A 24,460-nucleotide genomic window follows, 5' to 3' on the forward strand; every position below is an offset into this window, starting at 1 on the left:
CAGCCTACCGCCCATCATAAACTGAATTACTTAACAGTACCGGGAGGTTTTTCAATGTATTCCTCATACTATTCTTATAACTACAGAGTAGACGCTGCGATTATAGCCGATCTGCAAAAAGCGATCAATGGCGAATATTCCGCCATTCATTGTTATGAACATCTTGCTCAAGTTGCCCCGAATGAAAAAGTGAGAAATCAAATACTGGAAATTCGAAACGATGAGATCAAACATTACCATACGTTCTCGAATCTGTATACCACGTTAACAGGAAGGCAGCCGGAGCCACAGTTGAACGAAACGTGCCCGAGAGAGTATAGGGAAGGTATCGAATTTGCGTTCAAGGATGAGCAAAACACCGTAGATTATTATTTGGAGGTTTCGGATAGAACGACAGACCCCGTCGTTAAGGAAGCTTTCAAGCGCGCTGCAGCGGATGAACAGCAGCATGCTGTATGGTTCCTGTATTTTATCCAACAGTAGAATGAACAAAAGCTCAAGTGATATCACTTGAGCTCTCATCTTATCATGCTTCAACTATACTTTTTTCTCAGCCAGAAATTTATCGATAATCCCCGATATCATATGCATGCTCACGGGTTTGCTTACATACTCATCCATGCCCATTTCTAAATACCTCTCGCGATCACCTTTAATCGCATGGGCTGTCACCGCCACGATATATGGATCTCTTTCGGATGATATGGATTCTTTAATAGCCTTGACCGCATCCATGCCATCCATGAACGGCATTTGGATATCCATGAACACAATATCATACGGATGACGTTTAAATGCCTCAACGGCCTCAAGTCCATTGTGGACCGTGGTGGAATTGTATCCCAGCTTCTCAAGCATTTTCTTAAGGACCAGCTGATTAACCTCATTATCCTCTGCGATCAAAATTCTAAGTTCATTGCCGGAAACATGATTCTCTTGGATGGTCCCGTTGTTCTGTATACCGCTAGCATTTGTTTTAAATGAGAAATCAACCGTAAACGCAAACACAGATCCTGACCCGTTAAGATTCCGTTCGTACCATATATCCCCGCCCATCAGTTTAACGAGCTTTTTACAGATAGCCAGACCCAATCCGGTTCCCTCCACCTTCCGGGTCATATAATGATCCACTTGATAGAAGGGTTCAAATAAATGGGCAACCTTCTCTTCTGGCACGCCAATGCCCGTATCCACAACGGAGAATTGGATAAGGGGCGGATTACCTTCATGGTTGAGGCACTGAACCGAGATGGAGACTGCGCCATTGGGTGTAAACTTGATTGCATTGCTAAGCAGGTTCATCAATACCTGTCGAAGCTTGGTCACATCCCCATGGACCTGATCCGGTACTTCGGAGGCTACGGAAGTGGTCACCTCGATATTTTTCTCTAGCGCCTTCGGCAGAATCATGTTCATGGTTTCGGACAGAGCGATCCTTAGACTAAATGTTTCTTCCACCAGTTCGGTTCTGCCTGATTCGATTTTTGAAAAATCTAAAATATCATTGATTATGTTCAGAAGGGTTGTCCCGCTTTTCTTGATGATCTGAACATAATCCCGCTGCTCCTCGTCAAGCTCTGTCTCCAGTATCAAGTCCGTCATCCCGATGACGCCGTTCATCGGTGTGCGTATCTCATGGCTCATCATGGCGAGGAACTCGCTCTTCGCCTTGTTGGTCTTCTCGGCCGCTTCCTTCTCGATGATCAGCCGCTTCTGCTCCGTCATGTCCTTGGCAATGATGTAGAAGCCCACGTTTTGGTTATGAATGACGATCGGCGCCAAGGTGGCCAGCACTTCAACCGTATGCCCATCCCTGTGATGGATACCGTTAATCCCTTTCTCGACAGCAACATAATCAGCCGCGGAAGAGAGTATCCGGGAAAGGTTGCGTTCACCGATTAAACGCGAGATCTTCGTTCCGATTAATTCCGGAATTTTAAAACCGGTCAGCTGTTCTGCCATCTGGTTCCCGTTAATGATCTTTCCTTCGAGGTTGAAGGAGATAATCGCATCGTGGTTATATTTTTTCAGCGAGGTATAGCGCTCTATGCTTTCCTGCAGCCTTTGCTCGGCGACTTTACTATCAGTAATATCAACGATTTGCGAAATGAAAAATAAAGGGGTATTCTCCTTGTCATCCCGAACCAGGGATACGTGCATCGATGCCCAGATCTGATTGCCGTCTTTATGTGAGAATTGTTTCTCAACCGCTATGGTTGAGGACGTATCATCCAGGGAATGGAGCAGCTTCTCTTTATTATTAATGCAATTAGAATAAACATAATCGGATGCCGGCTGTGCCATTAATTCTTCCTCTGTGTAGCCGAACATTTTGCAAGCCGCAGGATTTACGCTGATCCAATGCCCTTCTACCGTAACCAGGGCAATGCCAATTGGGGCACTTTTGTAAACATGTTCAAACAAAGCTTGATGGCCAAAAATATTGACATCACTCATACTCTGCACCTCCTGATATCGATTATTATACATCAGCATGTTCAAAATGGGGACTTTTCAGGGATTTATCGTTGGAATTAATCTTCGATAGGATCATTCGATAGGATCATCGGCATCGGTATACCATACAATAGACGCCGTGTTCTGCGTGTTCGTCAATTTAATAATCGTTTCTTGATAGTCATAGGATCTATTCAGTCGGAGAGCCTCATCCGTCAGCCCCATATCTGCCATGCCCTTTACTACACATTCCCTTAATAGCGGACGATCCAGCAAATGCCTGGATTGAGCGTCCCTGATAAAGGCAAGTCTGGATTCAACCGTAGCAGTCTTGAAGAAAAGTTCCACGTCCTCCGGATCTGGTCCATCCTTCATCGCATCAATCATCAGCCGCTCGTGCTTTTTGTGCTCTGATGAGGTCTGAACAATTCCGATCGGGTATCTTGTCGGATAGACTACTTCTGCTTGACGTCTCTGCTGCAACCCTTCTATGTATTCCAACATATCCGCAATGGGCTCAAGGGCAAATCGCTGCTGTAATTTGTGCTTGGCCCGAACAACGCTCTCTTGAGCATCCTCTACTTCCCGGTTGATTATATAAGAGGCATAGTGGCTAGTTTCGGGAAAGTAGTGGTATAGTATACTGTTCTCTGTATATACCACGCGCAAGAATTCGTGAATATTAGCTGCTACAATCCAAACCTCCTGATCCATATTCATAGGAGACACACATACGATGTACGCTTGCTCTAAATCAGCAGCCAATCCGAAATCTGTTAAGAATCCATAATGTATTCCATCTACTCCGCAAGATGCAAACGGAATTACATCAGGCGGAGTCGACATATAGCGGATATCCTCTTGTGTCATGATCAAGCCCAAATTGAAATCAAGTGATAAGTCCTCCGCACGCAGTTCCTGTTCAAATTCAAACAGCCCCCTGACCGTTTCAGGAACAGCGTATTTGCCATAGTAATTCAAGTTCAGTTGATTCATATTCGTATCCACTCCATCCCTTTTTTGCGCGACAACTCGCTAATATGCATATAAAGCAGTCCCCTTTATTCAGTTACCCGTATTTTAATCCGTCACATCATGTGAAGGTCAATCCTGATGAAACTTTTATTTTAAATGATCCCAAACAGCATAAATCCGATGATGTTGATCGCCAGATTGGCAAACATATGGACCATCCAGGACGCATAAATGTTGCCGTTTCGCTCATTCAGCCAGTTGAACAGGAGTCCCGCCACAAACAAACTGACAATGAGCAGCAGGAACAGCTCTACGGAGAACCAGCTGGTCATCATGGCAATATGATACACGGCAAATGCCCCTGCACTGAACAGATAAGCAAACCTGCGTCCAACCTGTTCCTTCAGCGTGAAAAAAGCAAACCCCCGGAAAAAGAACTCCTCCAGCAGCGAATTGACAATCGATATATAAATAGCTACGAAGATGAAGTTGCCTGCATCTACCCCGAGGTTATTCTGCAGAGCTCCCGTTACCTTGGAAAAATCAAAGAACGGCCCGATTAAGAAGTATCCGCCCAGGATCAAGGCAAATACGCCGAGTCCCAGCAGCAGAGACCTCGAAAGCCCTTTTCTCTCGAAGGTAAACAGCCTGCGAAACGGTATCCCGCCCGTGATTAAGGCATAACCGATCGGCAGCGTCAGAAACAACATGACCTTGATAATGGATTTGACCGCGTAATCCGGACGGATTACCGCATCGACAAAACTCATGGCCAGGCAGCTCAGCACCATAATCGCTATGACGGAAATGATCTTTTTTCTGGATCTCATATCGTATCTCCTTCGGCTGCTTATCGCAGTTTTCGCTATATAAGAGTTCTATGTACGGAGCATAATGCCCTCTACCAAAAAAAAGAAAGCCTCTGATACAATGATCAGAGGCTTTCCACTGTTCTCTTATGATACATAGCGGCCAAGCGCCGCTTGATATACACTCTTAGGCCGGAGTCCGATTAGTTTGTCCGTCGGTTCTCCGTTATGAAACACAATCACCGTCGGCATGGACATGATGCCGAATTGGGCAGCAAGCTCCGGGGATTCGTCGCAATCCACCTGATAGATATCGAGGCGACCCGCTTCCTCATGACTCAGTTCTTCGAGAATGGGGAGCAGCACTTTGCAGGGCGGGCACCATGTGGCCCCGAATTCAACAAGAGTGACTCCGTTGGGTTTGATCGCGCTTTGAAAGCTTGATGACTCTAATCGTGGTAAACTCATTTGTTTTCCTCCGCTTCTTCCGATTTTCGTTCGTCCAGAATCGATTGCATGCGTTCCTCCAGATTTGTCTTGATATGATTCAACTGGTGGATTTGCGCCTCGATCTCTGCGATTTTTTGCCGAAAAATCGGAAACACCTCCGTACAAAACGCCTCTTTGTTCTTCAAGACGCAGTGCAGGAACCCGGCGATCTGCTCGGTAGACAATCCAAGATTCAGATACAACTGGATGGTTCGCACCTGATCCTCGGCAAGTACCGAATATTCCCGATATCCGTTTTCGTTTCGAGCCGGCGTAAGCAGCCCTTGCTGTTCGTAGTAACGAAGCGAACGAATGCTGACGCCGGTACGGGCGGCAAGTTCTCCGATTTTCATGCTTTCACGCCTCCTGGATGAACGATTGAATTCCATTGTAAACCCTGACACTAGTGTGAGGGTCAAGCGTATTTCGCCCATTCGAATCGTCCATTATTTAGAATCGATGATTGCATCGTCTATTTTTCATTTTCTTTTCTTGGATTTGCTTCTGGAGTCCTTGCGAAGCTGGGGCCGGCGATACGGCGGCACATGCTGGAGCATCGTGTGGAACACGGTTCCCCACTGCTCCTCGTTCAGCTGACCCATGGGAAGCTCACGATCCACTCTCAGCAACTTGACCAGCCTGGCTATCTGGGGAGGGGTGAATATCTCCGATAGCGCTGCGTATAACGGCAGCTTCGGGTCCCGTAGTCCATAGGTTGCCAGCGCCGAGAACATCTGGTGATGCTGCGGGGAAACAAGCGGCTGTTCCCTCCGGCGGATGGAGAGGATGGCTGAATCCACCTTGGGCGGCGGTGCAAAATGATCGGGCGATACCGTCCGAACGAGCCGGATCTCATACTGCATCCTCCAGTTTAAAATTCGCGGATTCCGAATGGAGTGCGATGTGAATCCTTTTGCCGCTCCCTTTTCCACCAAGATTACGGCTCTCTGCATCGGAACTGCCGGATGGAGCAGCTTCCCGAAGATCGGCGTTGTGATCGAATAAGGGATATTGGCGACTACAACAAAGGGTTTCGAGGGCAACGATGTTTCAAGGAAATCGCACTGCTTGACCTCAATATTGCCCCTTTCCCCCATTTTGTCCAACAATTTATGGATAAGTACTGAATCGATCTCAATAGCAAGCACCTTGGCCGCTTTCTCTGCCAGCGGAAAAGTCAGCGCCCCGGCACCTGCTCCGATATCAAGAACGGTTTCATGAGGATGAATCCGAGCCAAATCGATCATATCATGAATCAAACGTTTGCTGATGATCATATTTTGCGACGGGAAATTTGAAGATGTCTTCAACGGATCCCGATGATTTTTATTTTTTTTAAACACAAAAAAGCACCTCATTCATTTGTATAGTAATGAAAAAGGTACAGCACAAATAATCCTTCACATTTTCACGAGAAAATGCCTGGAATTAGCTGGTCTGTACCGTCATTAGCGAATACGCATGAATGAAATGCCACACATGTAAATGGAATCCTCCTTGCTGCTGCCAGATAAAATGTAACAACCACAGTGTAGCACAGGCAGTCATTGAGCTCACGGGGACGTTCTATTAAAAAGATTCTTTACCACCCAAGGCAGGTCATAAATATGGTAAGTTGAAGAAGACGTAATCTGAATACCGATATCGACACAGATTGGTGTTCTGGCAGAACTTGAAGGGGAGACGGATATGGGACTCTATTTCACGAACGAAACCATCGAAGCGGATAGCGGGGACAACAACTATGTAAGAAACCAAATGATTGAATTTAATCTGAACCATTTTCCGGACGACTTAAAAGGCAGGTACCAGGAAATAAACTTGTTGTTAAGGAATGCGGACGGTGAGATCTTGGGCGGGATTGTTGGGGAAATATGCTGGAACTGGCTGGAGATCCACTATCTGTTTGTGGATGAGCGATTCCGTAAATCGGGGTACGGCGCCAAACTGTTAAGCGAGGTGGAAAACATGGCGAGAGAGAAACAATGCGAATTCGTGAAATTGGACACGCTGAGCTTTCAAGCCTTGGATTTTTACATCAAGCAGGGTTATGAAATATACGGCAAGATCGAGAATGCCGGCCGGCATACGCATTACTATATGAAAAAGGATCTTTAAAAATAAAAAGAAGAAAACAGCTAAGCGCTGCCTTCCCTCTCAGCTCTCAGCCGATTTCTTCTTTTTCGATTTGCTTGCTGCCTTTTTAACTCGTCTTGAAATGCTTCAATCCCGCTGAGCGCGGGGTAAAAGCCGATATGTTTCTTAAACGCCGCAAAATGCACCAGATTCCCGTGAAAGTCGAAGGTAGGCATCTGATCGCTGATTTTTTCTCTGGCTTCTGGAGCCGACTCCCTGATTACATTCCTTAATGTCTGAAGGATGCTTTGCACCTCCGGCGTACAGCTCGTGATGTACTCGTCGGGGATGCTTTCACAATATCCGGGACTTTTCAATTACAAACAGGGGTTAACACCTTACATACTTGCGTTTGAATCCAAGCTTCCCTCTCTCAACTTCTTTTCTAATATTCTCGGAAGCATGGAGGAATTTGCTCTTCCCCTTGTCCCGATTGATTTCGACTCGGCCTATTGCCTCTGCGATCTTCACCGCCTTATCATGGAGCGGCAAATAAGATATGGCCACGGTGTAAATGAAAGTATTCATTGCAGACTTCGTTCGGTCAGGTGAATCGTGAATGGTTTTTTGCACCAGTTCGAGCATGTCCGAGATTTTGCCTTCCGGGAACTCGCGATCCGGTCTGCTGCCGAGCAGCCAGCAGTAACAGCTCCATCCTGCTGACATTCTCAGCTCTTCGCCGCTTGCGATCCATTGATCCGCGACTTCTTGAGCAATATTTGTCTCTGCCAACGTAACGGCAACCACATAATCGGACAGCATATAAAAATAAGCTGCATCCATCCAACGATCAAAATCCGCTGCCGTCATCGCTTGAGGGTCTGCAATGATGCCGGCAAAGTACATGGCGTCGTAGTTACCGGTGGCGTAGAGCTGCTCAGCCAAAGGCTGATTGATTTTGATTGTCTTGGCCATCGGCTTCATGGCGCCTGTCGCCACGCCAAAGAGCGGTTCATGCGCCCCATTGGACAGGTACATTTTCTTGAGTCGTTCCTTGCCGAGTCCTTCAAGCTCCAGCATAACGGATTCTACATTCATGGTTCGACACTCACTTCCTTCATTGGCTTAATATACGGCTGCCGGATAAGCGACCCAGCATTTCACATGTCTTGAGTGTACATGAACAATGACGGGTAAGCCTAGTCCCCCCTTGGTGGAAAATAGTTCTGGATTAAAAAACGGCAATCGCTCCCCGATTGGAATATCGGAAAACGATCGCCGGCTGTAGAAGTTATATAGCCTCCGGTTGCTCCGTTTGAACTTTCGGTGTCACCACCGACACAAGAAGTTCGTTGGCCGAAGAGATCGGCACCACGCCTCCTGGCAGCTTGAGATCCCCGACATGTAAAGAATCCCCGATCTCCAGTTCACTGATATCAATTGGAATGGCGGCGGGAATATGGTTCGGGAAGGATTCAATCTCGATGAAGGTGCTTTGGATTTGGACAACTCCTCCAGCCTTGGCTCCCTTCGCGGTGCCAATGTAATCGAGATTAACTCTCGTGCGCACAACTTCGTTTATATGGATACGTAAAATGTCGACATGAATGTATTCACGAGTTACGGGATCACGCTGAACGGACTCCAGCAATACGGGAATTGGCTCCTGATTGTCCAAACAAAGCTCAAGGATCCCTCCCTTGCCGTTCCTTGCCCATTTGCCGAACTCACTGGCTGATAGCTGAATCATCATATTATCTTCCCCTGCGCCAAATACAATCGCCGGGATTAGTCCCGATAGGCGAAGCTGCTTCAGTCCGGTTTTGTTCATAACAGCGCGCGTTTCTGCTCGTAAATTTACTCTCATCTCAACAACACTCCTCAGATTATTATGATTTGGGCCCACTCATCCATCAATCGTCCATCATGAACTACGGATTTCTCCCCCCGTAGCAGGGAAAGCGGGAGCACCATTGCATCACCTCCAAATAGACATTTAATGTAAAACGCCTTAAATACGCGAGAAGGCACCTCGTCCCAAGGGAACGAAATGCCTAATTACTTGGTACCATATCATAGAAAAGGGCAATTGTCGAACGCATCAGATTATAGAACAATCGAAATGTTCAAATTCCTACTTATCGGCAAGAAACAGCCTGTTATGTTTATTGAAAAAATCAAAGTACACTTTGGTGTTTTCCAATTCCCACCATTGCTTGATGTCGACTGGATTCGTGTCTAAATCATATATTTTGGTAAACTCCATCGCCAGTAAAAACGGGGAGTGCGTTGCAATGATAAATTGACATCCGCAATAGTGAGCCATTTGTTCTAACATCTTGACAAGTTCAAGCTGCATTTTAGGAGACAGACTGTTCTCCGGTTCATCCAAGCAATACAATGTGTCATTTTTTAATTTGGAATTGAAATAACTCAGGGCTGTCTCGCCGTTGCTGTTCAGCTTAACCTCAGTGCCGGCGACTCTGCGAATAAACTCCCTGCGTGAGACTGATTTTTTTCTTGAAAGCACCTGTAACCTCAGTGCTTCATAATCGTCCATGCTATTCATTTTCACTGTTTTGCCGTATTTCAGATTTCCGTTACGATCTCCCCATTCCAATCTGATATCTTTGGTGCTATCCGCGATTTCCTCGTTGTTTGTGCGGACTGTAAGCATATAATCAAAAACATCATCACTTGTGATGATTCTGCTTCCATTTGGAATTCGATATTTAAATCCCTCATCGTCAAATCCAAGTTCAAATTTACAATGTTCAACGTATAAATCAAACATTTCACTTGAATTGAATGGTGCAATACGGTTGAGTTCCAATCGATTTGCTATAAGGTTTAGGAGCGTGCTTTTTCCCGAGCCGTTTCCTCCATATAAAATAGTTATTTTTGAAAAACTCAATTCGGAGAACTGACTTTTCGAGAAAATGCCGCATGGGTAAGTATTATCGATATATCCAAATTTACCGCCATTTTCTACCATTCGTTGCTGTATCAACGAGGATTCTTCATCAATGGGTAATATGAATTTATCTAGATACATGTCACTCCTCCTTCATACATCGAATCTGCTCTGTCGATTCTACAAGGTGTTTAGTGCAGTTACTTCTCTACCCTGGTAAGCAATGCTACACTCTCCACATGGCTTGTCTGCGGGAACATGTCGACCGGCTGCACCCATTCGAGCTCATATCCGCCGTCCAGAAGGACCTTGCAGTCTTTCGCCAAGGTTGAAGGGTTGCAGGATACGTACACAAACCGCTTCGGCTTGGTTCGAAGCACCGTCTCCAGGAAACGCGAGTCCAGGCCGGTACGCGGCGGGTCGGCTATAATAACGTCCGGCTTCATGCCTTCCTTGACCCAGCGGGGCAGCAGCTCCTCGGCCTGACCGACGTGGAAGCTGGCGTTAGCCCGTCCGTTTCGCTGCGCATTCGCCTTGGCATCCTCCACCGCTTCGGGGATCGTCTCGATCCCGCGTACTTCCTTGGCATAGGGCGCCAGCCAGAGCCCGATCGTGCCGGTTCCGCAGTATGCGTCAATAACGGTCTCTTTCCCCGTCAGTCCCGCTGCCGCCCGGACCGACTCGTACAGCTTGACCGTCTGCTGCGGATTCAGCTGGAAGAACGCTCTCGGCGATAGCGAGAATTGCAGATCGCTCAGCGATTCCTGCATGCTCTCTGCGCCCCATAGCGAAATCGTCCGGTCACCGAAGATAAGCGAGGTTTTCTTCGGATTGATGTTGAGTGAAATTCCGCTAACCTCCGGAATGGATAGGCGCAGCATGCGGACAAGATCATCCTGCCTTGGCAGCTTGCCGCCGGCCGTGACCAGTGTCACCTGCAATTCCCCGGACTGGAATCCATGACGAACCACGATGGTCCGTACGCCGTCCTTGTTTCCATTCTCCTTGTGAAGCGGAATCCGCAATTCTTCCAGTACGGATTTAACCTTCTCCACCGCTTCGTTTACCTTCGGATGCTGAATCGGGCAGCCGCTGATGTCCACAATCGTATGGCTGTCCGCTTCATAGAGTCCCGCGATCACCTCATGACCCTTCCGTTTGAGCTGCAGCTGCGCTTTATTCCGGTAATCCCATGGGTGCTCCATGCCGAGAATCGGCTTAAACTTAACATCCTCCCGTCCCGCATACCGGCTGAACGCCTCGCGCACGATATCCGTCTTGGCCTGCAGCTGGCCCTCATAGGAGATATGCTGAATCTGGCATCCGCCGCAGATGCCGAATACCGGGCAGGGAGGTTCGATCCGGAAACGCGAACGCTTCTCCACTTCCACCAGCTGGGCCTTGATAAATTTAGGCTGTACCTCTTTCACCTCGGCTTTGACCACTTCGTTAGTGATCGCGCCGTCGATAAACACCGCCTTGCGGCGGTAATAACCGACACCTTCGCCGTTAATCCCAAGCCGCTTGATGGTAACAACAATGACATCGCCAGCCTGCAACTCATCCGCGTGCTCACGCCCGGCTGAAGGCCGCGGTCCCCGGACCTCTTGCTTATATTTATGAGAGGGTTTCGCCTTCGAATACGATGACTGATCCCGATTCTTCCCATGTCCCTGCTTAAAAGCCGGCTTGGCCCCAGCTTGATTCGCTGCAGCCCTCTCACCCGGCTTCTTCCCGTATGCTGTTGATTTATGGTTGTTTTGGGTTCCTTGTCCGGAACGTTTCTGCTCACTCATGCCTTGATTTCTCCATCCTTAATGGTATCGTGTCCAATATACCATGCCGAACCTGTGAATGCTAACAAGCAATCATCCATATTCCCGGATTACAGCTGTGCTCTTCGTCATCGGCGGGGTCACCTCGCCCCTCGGTGTAGCGCAAAAAATATTTTTTTCCAATTTGGAAACCATGAGCGAAACTTCAACGTATAATCCCATTATCATACATTCTATTATGGGGGTATCTTTTATGTCGTTTTTTAACAAAATGCTAGCGAGTGTAGGTATTGGAGCAGCCCAGATCGATACGCACCTTGAGAAATCCTCCTATTATCCCGGTGAGGAAGTACGCGGGGTCATTCACATTAAGGGAGGCAGCGTCGAGCAGACGGTGGACCGCATTTACTTGAAACTGATGACGGAATATACCAAGGAAAGCGACGACAAGAAATACATAGAGTCCTATACCATTGCAAAAGTTAACGTCTCGAGCCGTATCACATTGAAGCCCGGAGATCATCAGGAAATCCCGTTCTCCTTCCCTCTCCCGCCGGAAACGCCGCTCACCATCTCCAGACAGCCGGTATGGATCCATACCGGACTCGATATCGATAATGCCATCGATCCCAAGGACCGTGATTTTATCGAGGTTGAACCGAACCCGGCTGCTTCCATCGTGTTTGATGCCGTAGAGGATCTTGGCTTCAGCTTCAAAATGGCGACATGCGAATATCACCCTCGCCTTGGCCGGGGCGTGCCTTTCGTGCAAGAAATTGAATTTTATCCAGGCTCCCGGTATGCCGGTCATATCAAAGAGCTTGAATTGATCCTGTACCCGGAGCAGGACGGCATCTCGGTCCTGGTCGAGGTTGACCGCAGAGGCCGAGGGGTATCCGGCTGGCTCCAGCGCTCTCTTGATATGGATGAGCAGCATTCCTGGCTGACGCTGGATGAGCAGGAGCTTGAGCAAGGTCCTTCCCATGTAGCAGAGCTTATCGACCGGATCATTCGCCGATCGATTTAATTAGAAATGACCCGCAAGCTGGATCACTTCAAGCCAAGTGTCCATCCTGCGGGTCAATTTTTTTCATTGTACTCGCTTCATATTAATAAATCATCCGTTTCAGCTCATCGCCAATGCCGGATTTCCGGTAAAAATACGTATTGATGATATCCCGCCACTCTTTCGAATGTTCCGCCTGATGGCGAAGCCGCCCCATCACAGCCTCATGACGCTTCGGATCAACAAGCCCTTCCAGCAGACGCCAACGCTCTATCAGTGCCTCCACCCCATCCGCTCCTTCAAAATGCGAATCATAGATGTGCTGTATCACGGTTTTGCCGGAATGAAGCCAGTGCGTGTAAGGAACATGGTGGAAAAAGAGCAGCAGCTCATCCGGGCACGAATCAAGTGATTCATAGCGCTCGGCATTTTCCGCGAAATATTGCCCCGTGTAGCCTGTTCCGTCCTTCACCGTCCGGTTTACTCCCATGCCATGACAATCGGCAAAATGGTACGTACCCCACACCGAATACTCATAACCGTCCACGTTCGGCCCATAATGATGCCCCGGATTGACCATCCAGCCTACACCCAGCGGAGATGTATAATTCTCATAAATGCGCCAGGACTCCGCAAGCATGGTTGTCAGTTGTTCCACTACGGCAGCATGGGTGCCGAAGGTCTGCTTGATCCATTCCTCCGTAATCTCGGCCTCGGACAAATCCGGATTCCAGGCCAGCCGCCCGTAACCATACAGATTGGCCTGTGCAAGTGTATGTCCAGTCCAGTTCTCATCATCGCCTACATTGATGACTGCGGTGATTCCGCAGTGCTTGTAATCATACAGCTCACCCGATGCCACCCTCTGGATCGTGGAGCCTTCTCCCCGGGCATACGTGTCGAAATCCAGCACGTCCTTCCACTGGGGAACGAGGTAGCACAGATGTTTTTGCTGTCCCGTATATTCTTGCGTGATCTGGAATTCCAGCATCTGATTGGTTTGCGGCATGGCGCCCAGCAGAGGAGATACCGCTTCTCTCACCTGAAAATCCATCGGGCCGTTCTTGATCTGCAAAATGACGTTGTCCCTGAACTGTCCATCCAGCGGCTTAAAATGATCGTACGCCGCGCGCGCCCGGTCCGTCGTCCGGTCCCTCCAGTCCTGCATGCAGTTATATACGAAACATCGCCAGATGACAACGCCCCCGTATGGAGCCAATGCCTCTGCCAGCATGTTCGAACCATCCGCATGCGTCCGGTTATATGTAAACGGACCGGGACGGTGCTCGGAATCAGCTTTAACAACAAAGCCGCCGAAATCCGGGATATAGCGATAGATTTCCTCCGCTTTTTCCTTCCACCATTGACGGACGCCAGAGTCCAGCGGATCGGCCGTCGCAAGTCCTCCGAGCTGCATCGGGCTTGCATAATTGATACTCAGGAACAACCGTATTCCATACGCGCTGAAGATCCCGGCGACTCTGGCGACTTGAGGCAAATACTCGGCAGTAATCAGCCGTGTCTCCGCTTCATGTACGTTGACGTTATTGATGGAAATGCCATTGATTCCGATAGAAGCCATAAGCCGGGCATAATCCCGAATTCGCCCATCATCCTCTATCAAGCGCTGATCCTTGAAGAAGATCGACCTGCCTGCATATCCCCGTTCAATCGAGCCATCCATGTTGTCCCAATGGTTCATCATCCGAAGCGGATTCCGTGGATTCTCCACGAGATCGATCCGCTCCGCAGGCACCTCCATTTGCAGCAGTCTTAACAGATGGAAAGCCCCGTACAGGATCCCTTTGTCCGTCCTGCCGACAATGTAAAGGCAGCCACCGTTCTCCTTATCAGCGACATGCTTGAGAAGATAGCCCTCCTCGTTCAAATCCTGTAGAGGCAAGTCCGAATGAAGTTCATTCGGCAAAGATTCCCTAACCGTAGCGCATCTGATAAATGCGCCTTGAGCCAAGCTTTCTCCTCCAACAACGATCTCAGGTGATTGTCCGCTCATCTCGCGAATGCCGTATCGCAATTCGCGAACCGCGGCTTCTACCGTATCCGACCATTCAGAGACGAAAATTCTGGACCATACAGGCAGTCCCTGTAGAGAATCCCTTGGCTCGTATCGCAGCCAGCCGCGGTCAGCAGCCGAATATGGAAGCTGTAACTCCGTGATCTCCATGACTTAAGCCATCTCCCTCCATATGTAAGCGGCAGGTAGACACGGTCATCATGCTCTTTTAGAGCAACCCGTCGTTTACGTTCGGATCGGATATCATATAAAATAATGCGGATATTTCTCGCGCAAGATATCCTGCTCCACAACGACAAGGCGCAGATGACTCTCCATCACTTTCATGGCCTGCTCCGCTTTTTTATTGACAATCAACTGATACATTTCTTTATGCTGGGAGATGATATTCTCCCAGTTGGAATCCTTGGACAGCCGAAGGAGTCGCAGACGGTTGAAATGAATGTTCAGCTGCTGCAGCATCTTCCAGGTCCGTTCTTTTTGCACACCCTCAAACAGAATTTGGTGGAACTCTTCGTCCAGCTCAAACAGCTTATAGAAATTATGGTTGCCCGCGCATACATCCTGGAGCGCAATATTTGTCTCCAGCCGGAAACGGAACTGTTCGGGAAAAAAATCGCAGGCAAGCGCCACGATCTCCTTCTCGATCTTCTCCCTGATGAATCGGCCTTCCTCAACATGCCTGAGATTAATACGGGATACGATCGTCCCGCTTTGCGGAATGATGTCCAGCAGTTCCTCTTCAGCAAGCTTCATAAACGCTTCCCGGACCGGCGTTCTGCTGACATTCAATTCGTCCGCAATTTCTTTTTCCGAGATTTTCGTACCCGGCTCCAGCTCCAGATGCAGTATCCGATCCTTCAATAGATGATAAGAATACTCACGGGTAGAGCCTTTAATCTTTTGCTCTGTTGACATATATCGTTACCTCTTTCTCCTATGCTCTATGTTCTCTATACTTCGTTATTATCATCGGCAGTTAGCAACGCAACTCATGCGGATCATTTCTTCCGATCACTGTTGCTGTTAGGATATTCCCCCTCTATATTACCTGAATTAACGGCTCGGACGGTATAAAATGTATGGGAATATCCGGAAAAAGGTCGCGCAGCAGGCCTGCCACGCATTCCATACCCGGCTCCTCGCTGGCAGCATGGCCCAGCAGAAGCAGGGACAGAGACCGGCCCTGGGCAGCTGCATCGCCGATGTATTCAGGTGTTTCCCATTCCGGCCCTTCACCCGTGATGAGCAGATCCAGCTGCTCATTCAGGCAGAGCGGGATCGCATGCGATCCGCCTCCCCTATAACCCACGGCTATGCCGATTCTGCTGCATACACTGCTCTCATTTCCGATATATCGCAGGTAAGGAATACCCAGCTTTTTTTTTACGTTCTCCGCTATATCCTGGACAATCATCGCTTTCGGCAAAGTGACGATGGCTGCCGTCGGAAGAAACTTGATGACATCGTCTTCATAGCCCAGCGCCCTGACAAGCCCTTGCGTAATCATATCAGGAACGTACCGGTGAGGCGCATCGTGAAAACGATAGATCGTCAGCTTCCCAGATTGGATCAAGCGGAGTTTATCCTGATAAACGGGGCTTTCCGTCATTCCTTCATACTCGGCCTCATGATGGCTGTAGAACACCCCCTCATGCGAAATCAGCAGATTCGCTCCCGCCTGAAGCGTTCTCTGGATAACTGAATGCGATGCGGCAAAGGTAACGGCAATTCCGTGGACAACGGCGGCCTCGCTTCCTGCAACGACCCTGTCCACCGTGGATGCATGGGGTTCCGTCGAACCAGTTAACCGATTGATAACATCCTGAACGGTAATGCTCAATCTACAACAACCTCCTTGGATCATCGCAGCCACCGAATGAAAACAGGCCGCCCTTTCCATGACGAAACGGCAGCCTGTGATCCGTTGGTTATTTCTGCTCTTTATAGGTTTTATACGTTTTATTCGCAATTTCCAGGTATTGACCCACACCCTGGCTATCCAGCTCTGCCACGAACTTGTCGTAATCCGCGAGATCACGGTCGCCCAGAATGAACTTCAGCGTGTTTTGATCCGTGTAATCCTTGAGCGGCGTGCTGAGCAGCGTCACTCGCTCGCGTTCTTCAACCGAGTAAGGGATTGGCGGCTCCGGCTTCACCACGGTTTTGGTCTCGCTCATGCTCTTCTGGAATTGCTGCTCTTCCTCGCTGAACATGGATTGCAGCAGCTCGGTTGTACCGCCATAAGCGAACACCCCTCCGGAGAAGCCGTTCTCAATCCGCAGATCCTTTGTGCCTTTCGGATTCAGTCCGTTGTAGTTAATGTCGTCCATCAGCTTGCGAACGCCGCCTTCTTTGGTGTACGTCACCCCTTCAACGCCCCACTTCGCGAATTCCTGGCCTTGGTCGCTGTAATAGAGCCAATCGATAAACTGCAGGATCGCTTTAAAATGCTCGCTCTCTTTCACTTTAGAAGAGATCATGACCCCGTTCTCAAGACGGCTGCCGGACATCAGCTGGCCTGCGGGACCGCCGGGAACCGTGATTTTGCTAATCGCATACTTGCCTTCACCCAGCGTTTTGTCCATGTCGTTACGGTGCTGAACGACGGTCTGGGAATTACCGTTAATGATGAAGGACTTGCCGGAGACAAATTTCTGCACGGCCTGATCGTCATCCTGGGTAAAACTCTCTTTATCCAGCAAGCCTTCAGCCACCAGCTTATGGAAGTAGGTCAGCATTTCCTTATACTCTTCCGTGGCTGCCGTATAAACAAACTCATCCTTGTCTTCCAGATAAGTCAGTCCGCTGCCGAAGCCCCATCCGGCTTTCGTGCCAAAGCCCGTTGCCGCGATGTTCAGCGTGCTGTTGAATTTAAAGCGGTCGGAGAACGGCGTTACATCCGGATATTCCTGCTTGAGCTGTTTCATGGCCGTATACAGCTCATCCCAGGTCGTCGGGATGGCAATGCCATGCTTCTCGAAAATATCCTTGCGCACAATCAGCGTATAGTCCGGCCATACCGCTTCATGCAGGCCCGGAAGCACATAATATTTTTTGTCCTCCTGACGGAGTCCCTCCAGTTCGCTATCCATATCCCATTTCTCGACCTTGTCCTTGAAGTTCGGCATCAGGTCAATATAGTCACTGATCGGAAGAATCGCCCCGGAAGCCACAAACGCCGATTCTTCCCCCGGGTAAGTCTTTGGAATGACCAGCGGCGCGTCGCCGGAGCTGATCAACAGGCTGCGCTTCTGGCTGTAATCGCTCATTGGCACAATGGTCGGCTTCAGCGTCACGTTTGTCATTTCTTTTAGTTTAGCAAAAAGCATCCAGTCCTGCTTGTACGGGTAGGCAGGCTGATCGCTGTAGAGAATCGACAGGTCAAACGGCTCCGTTGCCTTGAATGCATCGCCTACCGCATAGGTTTCCATGGCGCCCTTATCCTGTACTTCGGCCTCTTTGCCGCCAGTTTTGTCATTACATGCAGCCAATACCACAACGATCAGCGATAACAGGAACGCTTTGCCCCAAAACGAACGAGGATTCTTTTTCATCTTTCCATTCCCCCTAAGGTATCCATAATGGCCGTTCAGATGTCCTATTGCTTAACAGATCCCAGCATGATGCCGGTTACAAAATAACGCTGCACAAACGGGTAAATCGTCAAGATCGGCAGGATGGTCAGCACCATGGTCACCGACTTGATGTTAGCGGATATCTGCGTCAGGTTATCGGCAGAGGTAGCACCAGCTGAAGTGACACCCGTTGCACCGGCAATCATGTTGCGTAAATAAATCGTGACCGGGAAGAGCTCCTTCTGATCCAGATACAGAAAGGCTGGAAACCAGGAGTTCCAGTGCCCGACTGCATAGAAGAGCACCATCGTAGCGATAACCGCTTTACTTAAAGGCAGCACAATTCGGAACAGCATGCCATACGTATTCAGGCCGTCAATGGCCGCGGCTTCCTCCAGCTCTTCCGGCATATTTTCAAAAAACGATTTCATAATGAGCATGTTGTAGATGCTGATGGCTCCCGGAATCACAATCGCCCAGATGGAGTTGCCGAACCCGAGGCTGTTGATGAGCACATAGTTCGGGATCAGGCCTCCGTTGAAGAACATCGTGAACACCGCAAACATCGTCAGAAACTTGCGGCCCAGCAGTCTTTTCTTCGATAAGGCGTAAGCAAAGATTGTGGTCAGGAACATGGATATCGCGGTACCTACCACACTGTACACAACGGTGTTTTTGTAATTCGTCCAGAACATGGCGTCTTTAGTTACGGTTTTGTAGGTATCGATATTGAAGCCCCTGGGAATCAGGTTGACCTTCCCGGAGTTGATGTACGACTCGCTGCTGAAGGACTGAGCGACCACGTTCAGGAAGGGATACAGCGTGATAAAGACGATAAACAGCAAAATGATGGCATTGCACACTTTGAACACCTTATAGGATCTTGACTCCTTCATGTATGCTCCCTCCTTACCATAAGCTTCGATCCGTGAGTCTTCGAGAGATCGCATTCACAGAGAATACGAGTATCAGCCCGATCACGGATTCGAACAGCCCGATCGCCGTGGCGTAACTGAAGTTGCTCGATACGAGACCGACCCGGTACAGATAAGTCGAGATCACGTCTGCCGTCTCATAGATGACCGGATTGTACAGCAGCAATATTTTCTCAAAACCTACTGCCAGGAATGCCCCCATATTGAGGATCAGCAGCGTAACAATCGTTGGCAGAATGCCTGGAATCGTGACAAACATCGTTTGCTTCCAGCGGTTGGCGCCGTCGATTCTCGCCGCTTCGTACAGGGATTCATCAATCGTTGTTAATGCCGCCAGGTACAGAATCGCGCCCCAGCCCATGCCCTGCCAAATTTCCGAAGAGATATAGATCGTTCGGAACCACTCGGCCCGCTGCATGAAATTGATTCTGTCTCCATTGAAGAATTCCACCAGAGAGTTAATGGAGCCATTGACTGAGGTCAATTGCAGGATCATTCCGGCAACGATGACGATGGACAGGAAATGCGGAAGATAAGATGCCGTCTGGACAAACTTCTTGAATCGCTTGCTCTTTACCTCATTCAGCAACAGCGCGAAGATAATCGGAACGGGAAACGTAAAGAGCAGAGACAATGCACCAAGCAGCAAGGTGTTTGTGAACACATTCCAGAACGCGGGATCATGGATGAACATTTTGAAATAATGCAGTCCTACCCATTTCTCTCCATAAATGTTGCCTCCAGGCATAAATCGTCGGAAGGCGATTATGTTGCCGATCATCGGCCCGTATTTGAAAATGAGCAGGTATACAATCGGCAGAACCAACAGGGAGTACAGCTGCCAATCCTTTCGGATCAGCGCCGCGAGGATCTTAAGCTTGGGTTTCTTGGCCGCTTTCACGGCTGGCAAGGGATGATTTGCGACTTTTGGCACCATTGACGTCATTCACTCCAATCCGTAAGGCCTTTCCTTATGCTTGTTCAATCCGAACAAGACCATCATTCTTCATCCATTTCAATGCAACAGCAAAATAAGTAATCGCTTTCAAAACTGTCGTTATCATCGTTCAACTTCGGCAAGCCTGGGTATGATCCACCCGGTGCATTGTATCCCCCCTTTTTATATTAAGCGCTTACATTGTTGATTTAAAAAATAGACTCCAATTCATGGATGTCCTTCCGGAAAAGAAAACCAGCCTGTTCTTCCTCCTATGTAGAGAGTCAATGATTGTATACTAGTATAACTAGTATGGTAGTTGGTTTCATTGTAATGGACGTTTTCTACAATTTCAATACCTTTTTTTTATCATTTATAAATTTCCGATTCTAAATTTCCAAAAAAACCGTGAGCAGATTCAGGATACGGCCTGTTGCGTCACGGTTTATCGGATTTCATTCCTACCGAGGTATTCATCATGTATAAAGGGCAGAAGTTCTCGCTTCTGCCCCTTGAGGTTTCCCTGCCACCATTTGATTTACTTCAGCTCCGTCACATTGCCGTCAATGCTGATGCTTTTAATATCCAGATCCCCCAGAAAAACGAGGTTATTCTTGCTGTCCAGATTATACAGCCACTGAAACCCGCTCTCTGTAGTACTTGTGGAACTAGCATGAAGCCTTGTTACGGAGCCGTCCACGGCAGTCACCTTAACCTCCGGCGTATATTCCGGTAGTTTATCCAGCTTACCATCCGTACGCTTGCCTTCAATGGCCACACCGATGGAAGAAACATGAATTGTGCTGAGAGACAGTGCCTCCTCACCTTCATGGATCGCCAGATTCAGATTCAACTCTCTTTCCTTGCCGGCAGAAATAGTAAATTGAACATCCCATGGCCCATCAACAGCTTGAGTAGCGTCCGCGGCCGTGATTCGATCAGCTGTGATCCGTGCCTTTAACCCTTCGAGGTCATTCATCGCATCCATCTCAAATACGCCGACCAGCTTTTTGTTATCGTCCACAAGCTGCTGTGCCACCATATAACTCACATCATGTTCCGCTTTCAGTTCAAGTCCGGGTATCGATGCACCCACGGGGAATGGCTTACCATCCTCCTTCGTGAAGCTGACTACCAAATAACCGCTGTTGCCGACATAAACGCCTTCTTCAACAATCATGCTTACCCCCGACACGGTATCCTTCCCTTGTATAGGTGATCGTTCATCTTCCGCAATGGACGCGGATGGACCGAAGAACTGCTTCAAGCTATCCATGTATTGGCTCGCAAAAGCGGTCGTGCTAAGTATCATGATCATCGCGGCAGCGATAACGATACTGGCTTTATATTTTTTCACTTTCCTGTTTTTCAACACTATTGTTTCCTCCTCTTGAATATGGTTCATCGCTCGGTTCTTGATCCGTTCCATACTGATCTGCTCCGTCAACTCGCGTTCCTCATCCTCCGTAAGGAGGAGATTATCCAGATTCTGATTGTCGATATTGGCCATAATATCTACAATTCGCCGCTTCACTTGCATCCATCCCCTTTCGTTATCGATTTGAAGCTTCACTTCTATAGACACCATCCTTCATAGAAATCCTACGGATTCTAGGTTTCATAATGAATGCGCAGTTTGTCCCTTGCCCGGCGAATCCGCGCGGTGACGGCTTTCTCCTGCATATTCAGCCTGCTTGCAATGTCGCGGATTTTCTCCAAATAGAAATACCTGCGGATGAATATTTCGCGATCAGGTTCGCCCATCCCCTGCACCATGCCGCTTATCGTTTCTTTCTCCTGCCGCAGAATAGCCAATGCCTCGGCAGAGGGACATGAAACTGCATCATCTTCCAATTCAGATTCAATGATACGCTGTCTTTTTCGCAATGCATTCAGGGTATGATTACGTGCGGCTATGGCCAGATAAGGCCTGAGACTATCCCCGCGCAGAATGATTCTGGGCCCGTCTGTCCACAGCCTGATGAGCACATCACCGGCTATTTCCTCCACATCGTAGGAATTAAACCGCCCACCTGCCACCTTAGCGACCACCGCGGCTATGTAGCGTGAATAGCGCTCAACCAAAGTTTCAAAACATTGCAGATCTTTCCTTGCAAGCCCATCCAACAATGTCCGATCCTCCATGGATCCTCCCCCTTAATCATCTCTTTTGGTGAACCCAGCCCCATAGATCAGGTGCTACTATATAAGACACCTATAATTCTAAAAACCCTACACACCTTTCGAAAAAATGATCCTTTCACAGGACGACCAACCCAATGGAATAACTTTGTCACGACAAAAAAAGCCGATCCATTTCGGATCAGCTTTTCTGCAAGCACATATGAAATTACTCCATTACTGTAATGAAGGAGAAGCCTCGGATTGTTGTCTCGATATAATAAACAGCACGATCCAGATCAACAGGAAGCCCAGGAGCTGCGGACCTGTTACAACCTGCTGGAATACGATCCAGTTGATGAGCACGCCTACCATAGGGAAACTCAATTCAGCGAGTGTCGCTACAGAGGCTTTGGTCGTAGTCAGCCCTTTATAATACACAAGCAAGCTCAGAAGACCTGGCAGCAGTGCCTGACCGATAAGATTCAAGGATACCAGGGCAAAGTCGCCTGTACCCCATGCCGGCATATTCCATGCAGCGCCCTCGCTCCACGTAATGACGGTCAGAAGGGGCAGTGCCAGCACAAAGCGCAGCGAGGTTACCGTCTCGTACTTCAGCTTGCCTACCATCAGGCGTCCCATCACCGTTGAACCGCCCCACAAGGCTGCTGCGCCTAATGACAAGAGGCTGCCTACCTGAATAAATTCATTCCAATGTCCAATGGGCAGGGTTAAACCGAAGGTCAGCAAATACGTACCTGCCAGAGCAATCACGAGTAAAATCCCGAAATGACGGGGGAGCTTCTCCTTAAGCAGCAAGCTGGCCAGTATAATGGCAAATAGCGGCTGCAGCTTCTGAAGAAGCAGGACGGCATTCAGATTGCCGCTCGACAGTCCCATCGTAAACAAGACGGTAGCCAATGCCGAGCCACCCCAAGAGATGAACAGCAGTGCACCAACATGATTCCATCCAAGCCCCTTTAACTCCATGCGGTTCTTCCATAATACAGGAATAGCTATCAACGAAATAATGACGTGTTCAAGCAACACAATCTGAGCAGAAGTCAGATTCTTCAGCAGAATGACCCGGAATAAAGGATCAACGCCCCACAGGGCGGCTCCCAAAACGACGAGCCAAAACCCTCCCTTAAAACGTCGGCTTGCGTGTGTGTCGGAATCGTAGGGTTTAACCTCGACTCCGGTATTAACATTACTCATCTTGCCCTCTCCTGTCTTGAATACGGAGGTCTTGCTAGCAGAAAGCCCCCGTATACGACATGTGTCGACATATACGGGGGCTGATCAAACAAGCCTACTGTGAAACGGATGTATTCCTATCCCGTTCCACAGCAAACTCATCTTTGATCTTCTCCCATCCGGACTTTACCGTCGGCCTTGGATTTGCACCAAGTCAGTCGCTGCATTCATATTAATACCAGAACGTAGCGAGTCGCGGGCTGAGGTTCGTTCATGTTAAGGAACGAACCATCACCGCCGGTTAGGAATTTCACCTTACCCCGAAGATCCATATTCATGTTTTATTTGGTAACGCATTAATTAACCAATAATTCCTATGAGCTTAGTCGATATATTGAAATTATAACATGAATGGTTTCATGTAAATACATCTATTTTCAAAATAAATGATTTTCGCTCCGGATTCAATGAGAAATCTCACATTCAACTAATCCTTACTGAGAATTATACAGCAAGTATCAATTAGTTACCACTATGATTTTTTGCCATTTTCCCGTGATGTCTCGAATACGGCTCCAGCTATAATCCCTGCTGCACCTGCCTGAAGGTTCAACAGATGGAGTGCCTCCTTCGTATTCAGACTCATTCCGCCCGTTTGAGGCAAAGGCGCCAAGAGATGAGATGAATCGGCGGCAGCCTCATCCTTGTACTGCTTCGTTTCGCTTAACAATATCTTGCTCCCATTCGATTGAACGATGTATTGGCGCAAATAGCCGCCTTCCCTTACCGTCACAAGCCTGCCTTTGTTCTCTTCTTCTTTCTTGTTCTTCTGAAAGATCTCTTCAAACCCTTCCTGCCCCGGCTTTGCGATCTTCAGCCGGGCAGAATTCCAGCTCGAATAGTCGGATTCGATACGCATATGGCCACATCCTTATCAGCTTATTCATTCACTGATATTATCGGTGACTTGGCGCTTCTGTTTAATTCATGGCAGCGCTGACCTTCACCGCAGGACAAGATCGCGCTTCAATACACGGACAACGTCAATAATTTCACAGCAGTAATAGACTGCTCCTGTGTTTGATGCTGTACGAAAAGACCGTCCTTAAGGCTCATAGAGAGCCTTAAGGACGGTCTTGTGGTTGCATGACTTCAG

Annotated in this window: 23 protein-coding genes, 1 pseudogene and 1 riboswitch; of the genes and pseudogenes, 3 read left to right on the forward strand and 21 right to left on the reverse strand. The window is 48.5% G+C overall.

Annotation, left to right across the window (positions count from 1 at the left end; all coding sequences use genetic code 11):
* Nucleotides 1-54: 54 nt before the first annotated feature.
* Nucleotides 55-483: a ferritin-like domain-containing protein gene (locus tag M2277_RS15440; protein WP_280755106.1), complete on the forward strand. Its 429-nt coding sequence runs from the start codon at nt 55-57 to the stop codon at nt 481-483.
* Between the two features lie 54 nt (nt 484-537).
* Here M2277_RS15440 and M2277_RS15445 read toward each other — a convergent pair whose 3' ends face one another.
* From M2277_RS15445 to erm, 6 genes are all read right to left on the reverse strand, one after another.
* Complete coding sequence (locus tag M2277_RS15445) at nt 538-2,457, reverse strand: PAS domain S-box protein (protein ID WP_148248041.1); 1,920 nt, start codon at nt 2,455-2,457, stop codon at nt 538-540.
* Nucleotides 2,458-2,550: 93 nt separating this feature from the next.
* Nucleotides 2,551-3,453, reverse strand: a complete 903-nt coding sequence (locus M2277_RS15450) for a hypothetical protein (protein ID WP_280755107.1) — start codon at nt 3,451-3,453, stop codon at nt 2,551-2,553.
* 131 nt (nt 3,454-3,584) lie between these two features.
* Entirely contained in the window at nt 3,585-4,262 is a 678-nt protein-coding gene (locus tag M2277_RS15455) for a CPBP family intramembrane glutamic endopeptidase (protein WP_063478783.1), read from the reverse strand.
* Nucleotides 4,263-4,388: 126 nt separating this feature from the next.
* Nucleotides 4,389-4,709 (reverse strand): thioredoxin family protein, encoded by a 321-nt coding sequence (locus M2277_RS15460; RefSeq protein ID WP_006208604.1) that lies wholly within the window; start codon nt 4,707-4,709, stop codon nt 4,389-4,391.
* Nucleotides 4,706-5,083, reverse strand: a complete 378-nt coding sequence (locus M2277_RS15465) for a MerR family DNA-binding transcriptional regulator (protein ID WP_006208603.1) — start codon at nt 5,081-5,083, stop codon at nt 4,706-4,708. The genes M2277_RS15460 and M2277_RS15465 overlap by 4 nt, the downstream gene beginning before the upstream one ends.
* Nucleotides 5,084-5,209: 126 nt before the next feature.
* On the reverse strand, nt 5,210-6,073 hold the full coding sequence (gene erm, locus M2277_RS15470) for a 23S ribosomal RNA methyltransferase Erm (protein WP_006208602.1): 864 nt from the start codon (nt 6,071-6,073) through the stop codon (nt 5,210-5,212).
* A 346-nt stretch (nt 6,074-6,419) separates the two neighbouring features.
* Between erm and M2277_RS15475 the strand changes: the two genes are divergently transcribed.
* Nucleotides 6,420-6,848 (forward strand): GNAT family N-acetyltransferase, encoded by a 429-nt coding sequence (locus M2277_RS15475; protein WP_063478781.1) that lies wholly within the window; start codon nt 6,420-6,422, stop codon nt 6,846-6,848.
* Nucleotides 6,849-6,913: 65 nt separating this feature from the next.
* On the opposite strand, the pseudogene M2277_RS15480 reads toward M2277_RS15475, so the two are convergent.
* The 5 genes and pseudogenes from M2277_RS15480 to rlmD form a co-directional block, all read right to left on the reverse strand.
* Nucleotides 6,914-7,183, reverse strand: a pseudogene (locus tag M2277_RS15480) (iron chaperone); the annotation flags it as partial.
* A 13-nt stretch (nt 7,184-7,196) separates the two neighbouring features.
* Nucleotides 7,197-7,904, reverse strand: a complete 708-nt coding sequence (locus M2277_RS15485; RefSeq protein ID WP_280755109.1) for a DNA alkylation repair protein — start codon at nt 7,902-7,904, stop codon at nt 7,197-7,199.
* A 193-nt stretch (nt 7,905-8,097) separates the two neighbouring features.
* Nucleotides 8,098-8,673, reverse strand: a complete 576-nt coding sequence (locus M2277_RS15490) for a 50S ribosomal protein L25 (RefSeq protein ID WP_280755110.1) — start codon at nt 8,671-8,673, stop codon at nt 8,098-8,100.
* Between the two features lie 267 nt (nt 8,674-8,940).
* The gene (locus tag M2277_RS15495) at nt 8,941-9,861 is read right to left on the reverse strand and encodes an AAA family ATPase (protein WP_280755111.1); all 921 of its coding nucleotides are present in this window, start codon (nt 9,859-9,861) and stop codon (nt 8,941-8,943) included.
* Nucleotides 9,862-9,920: 59 nt separating this feature from the next.
* The gene (gene rlmD / locus M2277_RS15500; RefSeq protein ID WP_280755112.1) at nt 9,921-11,516 is read right to left on the reverse strand and encodes a 23S rRNA (uracil(1939)-C(5))-methyltransferase RlmD; all 1,596 of its coding nucleotides are present in this window, start codon (nt 11,514-11,516) and stop codon (nt 9,921-9,923) included.
* 232 nt (nt 11,517-11,748) lie between these two features.
* On the opposite strand from rlmD, the gene M2277_RS15505 reads away from it, so the two are divergent.
* A complete protein-coding gene (locus tag M2277_RS15505; RefSeq protein WP_036641162.1) occupies nt 11,749-12,522 on the forward strand; it encodes a sporulation protein in 774 nt (257 codons plus the stop codon).
* Between the two features lie 82 nt (nt 12,523-12,604).
* Here the strand turns inward: M2277_RS15505 and M2277_RS15510 are convergent, their stop codons facing one another.
* From M2277_RS15510 to M2277_RS15555, 10 genes are all read right to left on the reverse strand, one after another.
* Nucleotides 12,605-14,686, reverse strand: coding sequence for an alpha-glucuronidase family glycosyl hydrolase (locus M2277_RS15510; protein WP_280755113.1), 2,082 nt, complete (start codon nt 14,684-14,686; stop codon nt 12,605-12,607).
* Between the two features lie 93 nt (nt 14,687-14,779).
* Nucleotides 14,780-15,454: a GntR family transcriptional regulator gene (locus M2277_RS15515; protein WP_006208577.1), complete on the reverse strand. Its 675-nt coding sequence runs from the start codon at nt 15,452-15,454 to the stop codon at nt 14,780-14,782.
* Nucleotides 15,455-15,578: 124 nt separating this feature from the next.
* Nucleotides 15,579-16,379, reverse strand: coding sequence for a Nif3-like dinuclear metal center hexameric protein (locus M2277_RS15520; protein ID WP_280755114.1), 801 nt, complete (start codon nt 16,377-16,379; stop codon nt 15,579-15,581).
* Between the two features lie 88 nt (nt 16,380-16,467).
* On the reverse strand, nt 16,468-18,093 hold the full coding sequence (locus M2277_RS15525) for an ABC transporter substrate-binding protein (RefSeq protein WP_148248051.1): 1,626 nt from the start codon (nt 18,091-18,093) through the stop codon (nt 16,468-16,470).
* A gap of 44 nt (nt 18,094-18,137) precedes the next feature.
* Complete coding sequence (locus M2277_RS15530; RefSeq protein ID WP_006208574.1) at nt 18,138-19,010, reverse strand: carbohydrate ABC transporter permease; 873 nt, start codon at nt 19,008-19,010, stop codon at nt 18,138-18,140.
* Nucleotides 19,011-19,023: 13 nt separating this feature from the next.
* Nucleotides 19,024-19,986, reverse strand: coding sequence for an ABC transporter permease (locus M2277_RS15535; RefSeq protein WP_280755115.1), 963 nt, complete (start codon nt 19,984-19,986; stop codon nt 19,024-19,026).
* Between the two features lie 538 nt (nt 19,987-20,524).
* Nucleotides 20,525-21,574 (reverse strand): hypothetical protein, encoded by a 1,050-nt coding sequence (locus tag M2277_RS15540; protein ID WP_280755116.1) that lies wholly within the window; start codon nt 21,572-21,574, stop codon nt 20,525-20,527.
* Between the two features lie 23 nt (nt 21,575-21,597).
* Complete coding sequence (locus tag M2277_RS15545) at nt 21,598-22,131, reverse strand: RNA polymerase sigma factor (RefSeq protein ID WP_280755117.1); 534 nt, start codon at nt 22,129-22,131, stop codon at nt 21,598-21,600.
* Between the two features lie 213 nt (nt 22,132-22,344).
* Entirely contained in the window at nt 22,345-23,325 is a 981-nt protein-coding gene (locus M2277_RS15550) for a DMT family transporter (RefSeq protein ID WP_063478774.1), read from the reverse strand.
* A gap of 142 nt (nt 23,326-23,467) precedes the next feature.
* Nucleotides 23,468-23,636, reverse strand: a riboswitch (FMN riboswitch).
* 200 nt (nt 23,637-23,836) lie between these two features.
* Nucleotides 23,837-24,223 (reverse strand): hypothetical protein, encoded by a 387-nt coding sequence (locus M2277_RS15555; RefSeq protein ID WP_280755118.1) that lies wholly within the window; start codon nt 24,221-24,223, stop codon nt 23,837-23,839.
* Nucleotides 24,224-24,460: the final 237 nt, after the last annotated feature.

Origin of the sequence: Paenibacillus sp. LBL, from assembly GCF_029893715.1 — a bacterium.
GTDB classification, from domain to species: domain Bacteria; phylum Bacillota; class Bacilli; order Paenibacillales; family Paenibacillaceae; genus Paenibacillus_AQ; species Paenibacillus_AQ glucanolyticus.